Genomic DNA, 10,873 nt, shown 5'->3' on the forward strand with positions numbered 1-10,873 from the left:
CTGATTTTGCCGCTTCGTTGAGGGTGAGCGGCAGGTCGCTGCAGGATCCGCGACTTCAGTAGCGATCCCCATCGAGGGCTCTTTCGATCTTCGTTTGGCCCGCCCACTGATCCAAGACGGGACTGCCTAGGGGTTGTGAGCCCTGTGGGGCTGCACCTTCAGCACGCGAAGCGTGGCGGTGCGAAGACAGGCCGCCGCCTCGGCCACTGTCATGCGGCCGGCCCCGACCTCGTTGCCGGCGGCGTGTCCCAGGGCGGTCACCGCCCCGACCAGCCAGGCGGCGGGCGGGTCGGGGTCGAACTCTCCTGCAGCTTGCCCCTTCTCGATCAACCGCGTCAGTCGGGCTGCGACGGGCTCGTGCCGCGCTCGGTCGGCTTCGGCATGTGCGGGGGCGGTGCCGAGCTGGAGCAGCACGGGATGCCGCTTGAACAGCAGCCACCCGATGTCCTGCAGTCGCAGGAGTGCGTCGAGGGCGGGCCCGTCCTCGACTTCCGCCGCGTCCATCACTGCCATGGCCTCTTCCGTGACGCGGTCGGCCACAGCTTCCAGCAGTGCGTCGCGGGTGCCGAAGTGGGCGTAGATGGTTTGGCGGGTGACGCCGGCTGCTGCGGCGATGGCGGCCATGCCCGCATCGGGCCGCTCGGCGAGCAGTCGGACCGCGGCGTCGAGTACGGCCTCCCTGCTCCGTTCGGCGTCGGCCCGACGGCGACGCCGAACGGCCGAGGTGTCATCGGGGACTTCTGAAGCAGACAATTCTTACAGCCTTGTCAAAGTTAATTGGCGAGCATATCTTACAGAGATGTAAGAGATAGTAGCGGGGTGCGACCCTGCCTGCCTGGCCGGAGCGACATGCAACCTCTGGAAACCAAGACCCCCGAGCAGTTCGTCGCCGACTTCTTCACCTCCTTTACCGAGGCTGTCGTCCACGGCTCGGAGGACCCCGCCGACCTCATGGCGAGGTTCTACACCCGGGACGTCGTACAGATCGCCGACGGCGTACGACTCGACTGGGACCGGCTCGCCGCCCACCTGCGCCCCGTGCGCAGGAACCTGACCGAGTTCCGGTTCGAGGTGCACGAGGCGCTGGCGGACGGTAACCGGATCGCGGCCCGGTTCACGATCCACGCCCGGATGCGTAAGACCGGGCCGGTCACCACGCAGGTGCACATGTTCGCGGATTTCACCACCGAGGGCCTGCTGCGACGGGCCGAGCAGCTCACGCGGAGCCTCGATCGAACCGAACCACAGCACGGGGGGTAGCAAAGATGCGTATCCGACTCGCCCAGGCAGTTGCCCTGTTGTCCACCGGCGCTCTCGCGGGCGCATTCGGCTACGGAGCGGCCAACCTGGTTCCCACGTTCAACGCCGTACCGCTCGAGATGAGGCTGTCCTTCCACACGGAGTTGATGCAGATGAACGGCATCACCATGCAGGCGGCCATGGGGATGTCGGCGCTTAGCTCCATGACGCTCGCCATCATGACCCGCGGCACCACACGGCGGCTCGCCGGCGGAGCGGCACTCCTGGCGCTGACGTCCTTCCTGATCACCCGGCNCCTTCCACACGGAGTTGATGCAGATGAACGGCATCACCATGCAGGCGGCCATGGGGATGTCGGCGCTTAGCTCCATGACGCTCGCCATCATGACCCGCGGCACCACACGGCGGCTCGCCGGCGGAGCGGCACTCCTGGCGCTGACGTCCTTCCTGATCACCCGGCTCGGCAACGTCCCCATCAACGGTCAGATCAAGAAGTGGGCCGCCACCTCGGCTCCCCCCGACCATGCAGAGATTCTCGCTCGCTGGGAAGCCTTTAACTACGCCCGCACAGGTGCCGCGTTCGCCGCCTTCGTCCTGCTGATCCTTCTTGCCCTGCGTCAGCACCGCACGGGGCGCGATCCGAAAGACAGGCCCCAGACGAAGCCCCGGTGGCACCACGGAAAGTAATGGCCCTCGCCGACCATCGGGGTCCAGATTGCTCACAACGAACCGACGCGGTCAGTGCTCCCGAAGCCCGGATTCCGGCGTTCCCGCAGGGACCAGTGCGCATGAAGCCGTGGACCCTACAGTCGCGGCGACGCAGGGCGGCTTACGGCCGCGGATGGGTGAACAAGCCCTGCTCGGTCTCGGCCAGGATCCCGCGTTCGACGAGCCCCTTGAGCTTCAAGCGGGTGTTGTTGATGGTGTTGGGCGCGATCTCCAGGTCCATCGCCTCGCACACCTGCCGCGCCCGCAGCGGGGCGTCGGCGGCAGCGAACACCGCCATGATCTGCTGGTAGGCCGGATGGTCCGGCAGCTTCGGGGGCGGCGGCACGGGCGGGACCGGCTCGGGCAGCTCCAGCAGCGTCTTGCGAGTGATCCGGATCTCTTCGGCAGTACGGTGAAACTCCTCCAGCTGCGCGGAAAGCTCCGCGATCCGCTCCTTGACCGCCTCGGCCTGCGCGGCGATCTCCCGCTCCCGCTCCTCCAGCCGTGCCAGCACCGCGCCGAGGGTGAGCTGATCGCCGGTCATGCGGTACGCCAGGCCGCGGCAGTGGCCCCGGTCAGCCGGCGCAATATCACCGCGGTCATTGCCCAGTACACCCGCGACTCGGAGGTGCGGGGCTGGTGCTCATAGTCGCGCACCAACCTGCGGTGCAGCATCAAGATCCCGTAGGCGCGCTCCACGATCCACCGCTTGGGGATCGGAACGAACCCGGTCTGCGCGGGGTTGCGCTCCACGACCTCCACCTCGATGCCCACCTTCTCCCCGTGCGTGACGACGGCATTCTTGAAGCCCCGGTCGACCAGGGCCTTCTCGACGGTGTCGGCGTCGGCGGCGACCTTGTCCAGCAGAGTGATACCGACGGCGTTCTCGTGCGCCGACGCGGCCACCACGACCACCGCGATCACCAGCCCCAGGACGTCAACAGCCAGGCCGCGCTTGCGGCCCGGTACTTTTTCGCCGCATCACGCCCCGTCGACTGCACGGGCACCCCGGCCGCGGCGTGCACACTCTGGGTGTCGAGCACCACCAGGCTCGGGACCGCCTTCCGGCCCGCCTTCTCCCGCACCTGCCAGCGCAGCAGGTCGTGGATGGTCTGGTCGGTGCCGTCGTCACGCCAGGTGTAGAAGTAGTACTTCACCGCGCCGGGCGGCGGGAAGTCGTGCGGGAGCAGCTCCCACTGGCAGCCGGTGCGGCCCTGGTAGAGCAGCGCGTTGACGATCTCCCGCATCGCGTACCGGCCCTGATGGCCGCTGACCGAGGGGTGACCGGCCTTCCACGCGGTGATCACCGGCTCGACCAGCGACCACTGCTCGTCGGTCAGGTCGGTCTTGTAGGGCTTGCGCTCGCTCACGGCGACCAGCCCAGCACGCCCACGGCCCCCGACCGGCCGGGNCGTACCGGCCCTGATGGCCGCTGACCGAGGGGTGACCGGCCTTCCACGCGGTGATCACCGGCTCGACCAGCGACCACTGCTCGTCGGTCAGGTCGGTCTTGTAGGGCTTGCGCTCGCTCACGGCGACCAGCCCAGCACGCCCACGGCCCCCGACCGGCCGGGATACCGTCCTGCCACACATTCAGGTGACGACAAGTTACCTAAACACTCACATACCGCCCTCTCACAGGTGAAGCACGTCCTGCAGGCGTGCGCGCACATCTCGAACCACCTCGACTACAGCAAGAAGGCGCATGCGCACGACGACGCGGCGATCGCGGCTGAGCTCCGGGGCCGGACAGGCCCCGTGTCCGTCTCGGCGCTCAACGAGTACTTCAGTAGGAGGAACAGTGGGGGGCTTCTCCTACTCGGATCTCATGGCCCTGGACCTCACCAAGCTGGGTGCCGCGGCGACCGACTGGAAGACGATGGCCGGTGAACTGGCCAAGCTCGCGACCGACGTCCGGGACGGACTGGTCAAAAAGTCGAATGCGGCTCGCTGGCAGGGTGCCAACGCCACCGTGACCAGAGAGTTCGTCGGCAAGACGGCCAAGGAGTTCTCCTACCTGCGGAGGGAGGCCGAGAGCATCGCTAGCGTCCTCGGAGACGCCCACGCCGAGCTGACGCGGTACCAGAGGCAGGCACAGACCCTCACCGAATCGGCGGGCAAGGGGAACCCGTCCCATCAGCCGCCAGACCCCGGACTCCTGGTCTTCGACGGCCCGAATGGTACGGTCCGCGTCTCTGAGAGGATCTGCACCCCGGAAGGGGCCGACCAGCGCACCCAGGATCGGATCAGGTGGTACGGACACCCTCACCGGCATCGTCCAACATGCCGCCGAGGTCGACGCGGCAGCCGTACGTGCGCTTCGCAAGAGTCACGGAAACGACCCGCAGAACGCCGGCCACGCCCGGTACACGTCCTCGACGAGGAGCAGTTGCCGCGAGCGAACGAACTCGCTGGGCTCGGCAAGGACGCGGATCCGCAGCAACGCGCAGAGCTGCGGCGTTTGTGGGAGTCCCTGAGTCCTGCGGCGAGGGCCCAGCTCTGGCTGGCACGGAAGGACGACCTGATGGCGGCGGGCATTCTCAGTCCGACCATGCCGCAGGTCGCGGCGGACGCCGGCGCAGGGCGGCACGGCTCCCAGCCACCGGGCTTTGAGGAGCGTGCCACCGAGCAGAAGATGAGGCTGATGGTGGAGGGTGCCGACTGGCAGGGCATGACGGACGCGTCCCGTCACATGGCCCACTATCTGGGCAACAGTGGCAGTTCCGTGACGTTGTCGGTGGACAAGATGATGACGGACGTCCCCAGCTTCAAGTCGTACATCGACGACATCGTTCGGACGAACCAGGACGACTGGCGTGAACAGGCCTTGGAGGAATTCCGGAAGAACGGTGGAAAGCCGGTCGCCTTCCCCGTCGAGGCGAAAGCGCCCGAGGGCTTCTACTTCTCCAAGGAGACCGACGAGAACTGGTTCTACGCGGTGGGCGGAGCCAATGCCAACGTCACCGGTGTGGTGACGGCGGTTCCGGATGCTCACGGAAACCCCGAGATCGCCATGGACTACCAGGCCAACGTCTGGGACCGCTACAACTGGGACGAGGGCAAGGGCGTCAAGATCGGTCCGATGGAGATCCCCGACGGGCAGATGGCCAAGCTGCACCGGGTGGGACTCGCCCAGGAATTCGACATGTCCGGCAGCAGCGGCGTCCAGCACTATGACCTGGGCTCCGCAGCACCCAACACAGGCCCGCTCCCGGGGCCCGAAGAGGGCAGGGACGGACGAACCAATCCCGGCCGCGAGCAGCAGCAGGACCGTACGACCCCGGAGGCGGGAAGGGGCAGCGACCGATGAGCGAGTTTCCCACGGACAGCACGGGAACCGCCCGCGCCGGCCGCCACGCGGGCCGTGGGCGGCTCGTCGCCCGGATCGCAGCGAGTGCGATTGCCGTCGCGCTCGGCGTGGCGGGGTGCGGCGATCAGGACGACGACGGAGAGGGCGGACGGGCCACCCCCGGCGCCGACCGCGTGGCGGAACAGGCGGCGGACTCCACCTGGGCTCCAGGCATCACACCGGAGTGGATGAGCAAGCGGATGGGCCTCACGGTGCCGACCACGGCGAAGTCGGCCGAGGCCGCGTACGAGATCACCTCCCGCTTCGACACGGGCCTGCTCACCTTCACGCTGACCAGGTCCGAGGCCGAGGTGTACCTGAAGGAGAACCCCCCGAAGGGCAAGTGGCTGGAGCCCACGGCGGCCGCGACCGACATCGCACCGCACGACTTCGCCCACTTCGGCCTCCCGGAGCCGGAGACGTTCAAGGACGGCGTGCGCTACGGCTACGTCTGTCCGAGCGCCGACGGGCCCCAGGTCACCACGGCCCCTTCCGGAGCGTCCGAGGACCCCTTCGGCTCGTCCGACGCATACGACACGTCCGACGAGCGCTGCGTCCGCCTGTACGCCCACGAGTACTCCCCGGACCGCACCCGCCTCTACGTCCGGGCCCACTACGAACCCGGGATCAGCGACCTCCCGGCGCCTTCGTCCTCACCGAACTGAGAGAGGCCCTGCGGGGTTCATCAGGGCCCCGGGCATGTTGTCCCTCGTGGGACTCGACACCGTACTGACCGCCGGGGCTGCCGTCGGTTCCGGCGTTTTCACAGGTCGGCAGCTTGCTCGAGTAAGGCTGCCGGGCGCTCGAGGCGCATGGGTAACCGAGTGCGTCCGAACGCCGGGAACGCGGCGGTCCCGCGGGCAGCCGTCGGACCGCACGTCGTTCGTGCAGCGAGTGCACCCGAGGGCGTGCGCGGCCTGTCCGTGGCCGGGGACGCTATTTCCGGTTCGGGAGCGACGAGCCACCGTAACGAGGCTTCGTTCCAGGCTGGCTCTGAGGGCTCGACCTCGAACAACGGCTCGTAGCCGTTGAGGTCGGCACGCCAAAACCGCCGACGGTCTCGATCGCGGCATCCGGACTGGCCGGGTATCCGGCCTCCAAGAGGGCCAAGTCCTCTCCGCCGGCATGGTTCAGCCCGAGCTCCGCGGTGCACATTCCGAGGGCATCGAGAGAAGCGGGCCGTAGAACTCGTCCGGAACGCTGTGGCCGTTCTCCCAACTGACTATACGCCGTTTCACGCTGGCGTCTGCCGGGAGCTGGTGCCCACGTCGCGCGGCGGCCTGACGCAACTCCCTTACGAGGCGCGGCTGACTCCATCCCCGAGAGGTACGGGCTTCACGTAAGCGGATACCGATCGACTGCATCGGGATCGAGCCTCTTCCTTCCCTCTGGGGTGTCGTACAACAAGCCAGTCCCACCAGTCGAATCTACGCGCTGCCGAGCGTCGCGTACGCGTCGTAGCCGAAGTTGTCCGTGCTGATTGGAGGGTGACGGGGGATGACGTAGAGACGCAGACCACGTCATCCCCCGTCACCGCTCGCCATCTGCCCAGCTCAGGGGCTGTAGACCGAGTCTGGATCTGCGACGGCAAAGGGGTCGTCGGCGCATCCCGACTGAGGTGAGATGACGCGCAGAGGATGACCAGAAGAGGCGTCGAGTGGCTGTCTGCTGCCGCTGACGACCCGGAGATGTGCAGGGCACGATGGGCGGACGATCCGCGTGCTCCCTGCATGCTGCCGACGGGACGCTTCTTCGACGTGGTGGCACTCGACTACCGCACCGGCTTGGAGACCTTCGACCAACTCGTACGCCGGGACATGCCGCTCGGCCCTGTCATGGTCGACCACGCGGCTCGACGAGTCGGCTTCTTCCTCAACTCCCAGCTGCGTGAGCGCTTCGTCCGCTTCCTGACCAGGGTGAGCGAGAACCCGCCCCCGTACAGGTACCTGAGCAAGGACGCGTTCGTGGTCGTGCCCGGCCCCATGCCGATGTCCGGCGACCGTTACCAGTGGTTCCGTGCCCCGGTGAGCCGCCCGGAGGCTGACCCACTGCGCCCGGTGGCCCTGGCGTTCATGTTCGTGGCCGCTGCCGAGCTGCTGGAGCGGGTCGATCACTACGGCGAGCAGTACCCGAATCCGGAGGTAGCGGCGGCGGACGTCCTGGAAGGTGCGGCGGCCGATGAACGGTGAGGGCGAGGACCGCCACGACGCGGCCCGATGGTCGCCGCTCGAAAGCGAAGGGTGGTACGCCGCGCGCGGAGCAACCAGCGCGCTGCGCGACGCACTGACGGCAGCGGGCTTGGAGAAGGATTTCCCCTATCTCCGGGCGGACCCGAACGCGTTCGGCCATGGCCTCATCGAACTCGGGCGCGTGTCGCCGGAGACAGCGGAACGGTTGGCGGAGCTGCTGAAACACGCGCTGTCCTGCACCCAGGGAGCAGCCGGCGTGTGCAGCGGACCGACGGACATACGAGAAAGCTGAGGGGCGGAGGCGACTTTGACGGATCGGCGAGGAGTCGTGGCCAAGCGAGCGGAGACCTTGACGCCCGGTGTGCCTTACGTCCGCGGATGGGTCCGTGCTCGGCGCGGCGCTGAATCCCTGGCTCGACAACTGAGCGCGCTCGGCCTGCAGTCGGACTTCCCCGGCCTCAGCGCTGACGTAAACGTCTTCGGTGACGGCCTGGTGCGCCTTGGCTCGATTCGGCCGGAGGCGGCGGCACTGCTGGCCGGGTTGATCGCTGCGGGACTGGCTGCGGAGGCGGCGGCCGGCACGTCCCCGGTGCCGTACGAACACGACCAACGGGACGCTCCGGCGGCCTGACGTCTGCACCTCACAACTCCGGTCCGCTGCAGTCGACAGCCGCTCCCCTCCCGTAGTGGACCGGACCCGACCCTGTGCGCCGGTTGCCTTCAGCGCGGCAACCGGCGCACAGGGCTTCAGCATGTCGCTGAACAACTCGTGCGTGGTGGTCGACTCCGACCGCCCGGCCGGGACCGGCGCCCCAGCGCCGCAGCCTGGACGGGACTGCGGAGGCGACCACCCCACGCGTACACGACTTGATCAACGGCGAGGGTCTGAGCTCTCAGTTTGGTCGGCTTAGACGCCATCCGCTTATCGATCGCGGGGCTGGCCTGGTCGAACAGGGTTCCTGATCGGGTGATCGCGCCAGAGTCGGCGCATGACAGTCGCGCGCCACCGCCGTAGCTCCACAGAAGCCGATCATTGGAGGTCCTACAGGCTGCGGTACAGCTCGTGAGAGTCAGTGAAAGATCCTGCCAGTTGCTGGGATTGCTGTACGTTGAAGCGGAACTTCGAGCACGGGCCGGGGGGCGCGATGGACGATCGTACGTACGCGATCATGGAAACCATGAGGTCTGCGCAAGCGGACACGATGGTGCGCGCCGTGAGGAAAGCTCTCGACGACGAGCCCGGCATTTCCGGGCGGAAGGTCTTGGCCCTACTGGAAGAACTGGCCCACGAGGCTCAGGAGCGCGCCACTGAGGCGATGGCGGACAGTGAGCCCGATCGGGACACATGCGCTAAGTGTGGGCAGCCCATTCAGACGGACTCCCGGGACCGGGAGCGTTGGTTGCACAGCTCTGATCGAAGCCGGGGCTGCCGAGCAGCCACCTTCGACCGAGAGAACGGCTGGAACGACGACATCCCGAGGTCTTGGATGGCTACCCCCCGTCGGCGTCACCCCTGACGGGCAGGTGACTCTACGGCCTGGCGTCTACGGCGGAGACGGAACATGCCCGCACGCTTTCCAACTGTGGTGGTCGAGTCTTGAGCTGTGTTCGAGGGCGTTCACCTGGGTCTATGTGCGGTTGGCCGCCGGTGTGGGAACGGCTCCGGGTCTCGCCTGAACGGCCGTGAATGGGGCTGAATGAGACGGGAACTGAGACGCCCACAGCGCGAAGCCTCACTCGGTGATCTCGGACCGCTCTCGAACTTGCTCGTCTAGCTTGCCTTCCTCCAGGTCGCTCAGCGCGGCTGCGTATCCGGCCATGACCGCCTCGTGTACGACGTCGTGGAGGTCTACGGGGATCGTGTCGAAGATGCTGGAGCAGACGTTTGCGGCTGCGTCGTACGCGGGTCGGAAGTGCGTGTCACGGATGCCGGAGCCCAAGTGGCTGACGAGACTGCGTAACTCTTCCTTGTGGTCATGGCTCACGTCGACATCACTACCCTCGTGCCTTGGTCGAGAACCGCACTTCCGTGGACCTCGGCCATGACAGTCAGCCACAGCGGCAGTCAGCCAACTGGCATGGCGCGTGCACGCCTTGCTGCACCTCCACGGTCTCAGCCGCGCTGCCAGCGTCGTTGATCAGCACGAGCGGGGTCAGGGACGCCCAGTGATCGGTCCGACGGTTCCGCGACAGCGGGCTGGCAAGGACCGCGAACCCACACGCCCCGGCATAGCCAGTTCGGCCCGCAGCGCGTCTTCCAGCGCTGAGAGACCATCCTCCACGGACTGAAGGGGCCATTCGTCCGCAGTTGAGGTGCCCTCGAAGATCGCGGCTTGTGCAGTGAGCAGGGCACGATGCACGTCTCTCACGGTGGAACGGACCTCGTCGCCGGCTATGAGGGTAGCTTCGACGATCCACTTGTAGGCTGCCGACCGATAGTCGAGCAGCTTGCCGTCATCCTCGTCCTTCAGGATGGAGACGAGGGAGTCGTGCCAGCCGTACAGAGTGATCAAGAGGTCTCGGTAAAGGCCCTTCTTGTCATCCAGCCAGCGGACCTGTTCTGCATGGACTCGCTGTTCCTGCTGGATACGTAGCTGTCCACGCTGTGCAAGCCAGGCGCCTGCAAATCCTGTCGCGGCGCCCACCGTTGTGCCTGCTAGTCCGATCAGTGCACCATCCATGGCCGCTTCCTACCAGACAGCTGACGCTGCGATCAGCGGAAGATCAAAATCCGTGGACTCTCGATGTCATTGCGGTCCTGGCCGACGCTGTGGACATTGCACCGCCTGGGAACAGAGGGCGGTGCAGATCACTGGCAGGATTCGAACCTGCGACACCCGCTTCAGGAGTTCGATCCTGGGCCCCTGGAGCTTGCTGAAACGAGGAACAGCGTCAGGTCTTTGGGGCCTTGAAGGCCTTCCTGATTCGCCGCTGTCTGTCGACGTTGATGTCAGTTGTGGATGTCAGGAAGCGCGGGCTCACGCCTCCTGCGCTGTTCGATCAAGTGGCGTAGCAAGAGCGCAGCCCACGTAACAAAGAGCACCAGCCATCCAACGCGAACCCACTGTGGGCTGGAGGTACTGGCGGCCGCCCACCCAGAGATGACGAGGTACAAGGCCATCCCGCCGGGGCTGTCAGCGAAGGATCGTTTCCGGTCCTGAGGCATGGACGGCTCCCTTCCCGAGCAGTGTGATTATTCCACCTTTGCACTCCCTAGATGAGTGAGTCCGATGTGTGTGCTGGTCGCAACCATGGCGAAGGGCGCCCGTTGGTCAGTGTGTGAAGACAAACCTGGACGCCCTTCTGGCGGCACTGTACGTGTTCATCGACGACCATGTGGCGCCTTGTCGCCGGATCGGGCGACCCC

At 66.8% G+C, this 10,873-nt stretch carries 11 protein-coding genes and 2 pseudogenes; 7 read left to right on the top strand and 6 right to left on the bottom strand.

Annotated elements, in window-relative coordinates; translation table 11 throughout:
* Positions 1 to 126 precede the first annotated feature (126 nt).
* A complete protein-coding gene (locus QMZ92_RS35255; protein WP_283301941.1) occupies positions 127 to 753 on the bottom strand; it encodes a TetR/AcrR family transcriptional regulator in 627 nt (208 codons plus the stop codon).
* A 96-nt stretch (positions 754 to 849) separates the two neighbouring features.
* Between QMZ92_RS35255 and QMZ92_RS35260 the strand changes: the two genes are divergently transcribed.
* Positions 850 to 1,260 carry a nuclear transport factor 2 family protein gene (locus QMZ92_RS35260; RefSeq protein ID WP_283301943.1) on the top strand — a complete coding sequence of 137 codons (411 nt, stop codon included), beginning with the start codon at positions 850 to 852 and terminating at the stop codon, positions 1,258 to 1,260.
* 318 nt (positions 1,261 to 1,578) lie between these two features.
* Complete coding sequence (locus QMZ92_RS35265; protein ID WP_283301945.1) at positions 1,579 to 1,947, top strand: anthrone oxygenase family protein; 369 nt, start codon at positions 1,579 to 1,581, stop codon at positions 1,945 to 1,947.
* Positions 1,948 to 2,089: 142 nt separating this feature from the next.
* Here the strand turns inward: QMZ92_RS35265 and QMZ92_RS35270 are convergent, their stop codons facing one another.
* The 3 genes and pseudogenes from QMZ92_RS35270 to QMZ92_RS36200 all read right to left on the bottom strand — a co-directional run.
* Complete coding sequence (locus tag QMZ92_RS35270; RefSeq protein ID WP_283301947.1) at positions 2,090 to 2,512, bottom strand: hypothetical protein; 423 nt, start codon at positions 2,510 to 2,512, stop codon at positions 2,090 to 2,092.
* Positions 2,509 to 3,338: pseudogene (locus QMZ92_RS35275) on the bottom strand (IS5 family transposase). Before QMZ92_RS35275 ends, QMZ92_RS35270 begins: the two are co-directional and overlap by 4 nt.
* A 43-nt stretch (positions 3,339 to 3,381) precedes the next feature.
* Positions 3,382 to 3,501, bottom strand: a pseudogene (locus QMZ92_RS36200) (transposase); the annotation flags it as partial.
* A gap of 268 nt (positions 3,502 to 3,769) precedes the next feature.
* Here QMZ92_RS36200 and QMZ92_RS35280 point away from each other — a divergent pair.
* The 5 genes from QMZ92_RS35280 (at position 3,770) to QMZ92_RS35305 (ending at position 8,137) form a co-directional block, all read left to right on the top strand.
* Positions 3,770 to 5,278, top strand: a complete 1,509-nt coding sequence (locus QMZ92_RS35280; protein WP_283301962.1) for a hypothetical protein — start codon at positions 3,770 to 3,772, stop codon at positions 5,276 to 5,278.
* The gene (locus QMZ92_RS35285; protein ID WP_283301950.1) at positions 5,275 to 5,982 is read left to right on the top strand and encodes a hypothetical protein; all 708 of its coding nucleotides are present in this window, start codon (positions 5,275 to 5,277) and stop codon (positions 5,980 to 5,982) included. Before QMZ92_RS35280 ends, QMZ92_RS35285 begins: the two co-directional genes overlap by 4 nt.
* A gap of 972 nt (positions 5,983 to 6,954) precedes the next feature.
* Positions 6,955 to 7,506, top strand: a complete 552-nt coding sequence (locus QMZ92_RS35295) for a bifunctional DNA primase/polymerase (protein ID WP_283301952.1) — start codon at positions 6,955 to 6,957, stop codon at positions 7,504 to 7,506.
* Positions 7,496 to 7,798 carry a hypothetical protein gene (locus tag QMZ92_RS35300; protein ID WP_283301954.1) on the top strand — a complete coding sequence of 101 codons (303 nt, stop codon included), beginning with the start codon at positions 7,496 to 7,498 and terminating at the stop codon, positions 7,796 to 7,798. Before QMZ92_RS35295 ends, QMZ92_RS35300 begins: the two co-directional genes overlap by 11 nt.
* Positions 7,799 to 7,834: 36 nt before the next feature.
* Complete coding sequence (locus tag QMZ92_RS35305) at positions 7,835 to 8,137, top strand: hypothetical protein (protein ID WP_283301956.1); 303 nt, start codon at positions 7,835 to 7,837, stop codon at positions 8,135 to 8,137.
* 1,102 nt (positions 8,138 to 9,239) lie between these two features.
* Here the strand turns inward: QMZ92_RS35305 and QMZ92_RS35310 are convergent.
* Both QMZ92_RS35310 and QMZ92_RS35315 read right to left on the bottom strand, forming a co-directional pair.
* Positions 9,240 to 9,491, bottom strand: a complete 252-nt coding sequence (locus QMZ92_RS35310; protein ID WP_283301958.1) for a hypothetical protein — start codon at positions 9,489 to 9,491, stop codon at positions 9,240 to 9,242.
* A 168-nt stretch (positions 9,492 to 9,659) separates the two neighbouring features.
* Complete coding sequence (locus QMZ92_RS35315; protein ID WP_283301960.1) at positions 9,660 to 10,187, bottom strand: DinB family protein; 528 nt, start codon at positions 10,185 to 10,187, stop codon at positions 9,660 to 9,662.
* Positions 10,188 to 10,873: the final 686 nt, after the last annotated feature.

The sequence above is a fragment of the Streptomyces sp. HNM0645 genome (assembly GCF_030056615.1).
Lineage (GTDB): Bacteria > Actinomycetota > Actinomycetes > Streptomycetales > Streptomycetaceae > Streptomyces > Streptomyces marianii.

Bases quoted from the DNA above. Each gene is read 5' to 3' on its own strand.
- QMZ92_RS35315 (WP_283301960.1), bottom strand. From the start codon at position 10,187: ATGGATGGTGCACTGATCGGACTAGCAGGCACAACGGTGGGCGCCGCG.
- QMZ92_RS35285 (WP_283301950.1), top strand. From the start codon at position 5,275: ATGAGCGAGTTTCCCACGGACAGCACGGGAACCGCCCGCGCCGGCCGC.
- QMZ92_RS35260 (WP_283301943.1), top strand. From the start codon at position 850: ATGCAACCTCTGGAAACCAAGACCCCCGAGCAGTTCGTCGCCGACTTC.
- QMZ92_RS35265 (WP_283301945.1), top strand. From the start codon at position 1,579: ATGAACGGCATCACCATGCAGGCGGCCATGGGGATGTCGGCGCTTAGC.
- QMZ92_RS35270 (WP_283301947.1), bottom strand. From the start codon at position 2,512: ATGACCGGCGATCAGCTCACCCTCGGCGCGGTGCTGGCACGGCTGGAG.
- QMZ92_RS35300 (WP_283301954.1), top strand. From the start codon at position 7,496: ATGAACGGTGAGGGCGAGGACCGCCACGACGCGGCCCGATGGTCGCCG.
- QMZ92_RS35295 (WP_283301952.1), top strand. From the start codon at position 6,955: ATGACCAGAAGAGGCGTCGAGTGGCTGTCTGCTGCCGCTGACGACCCG.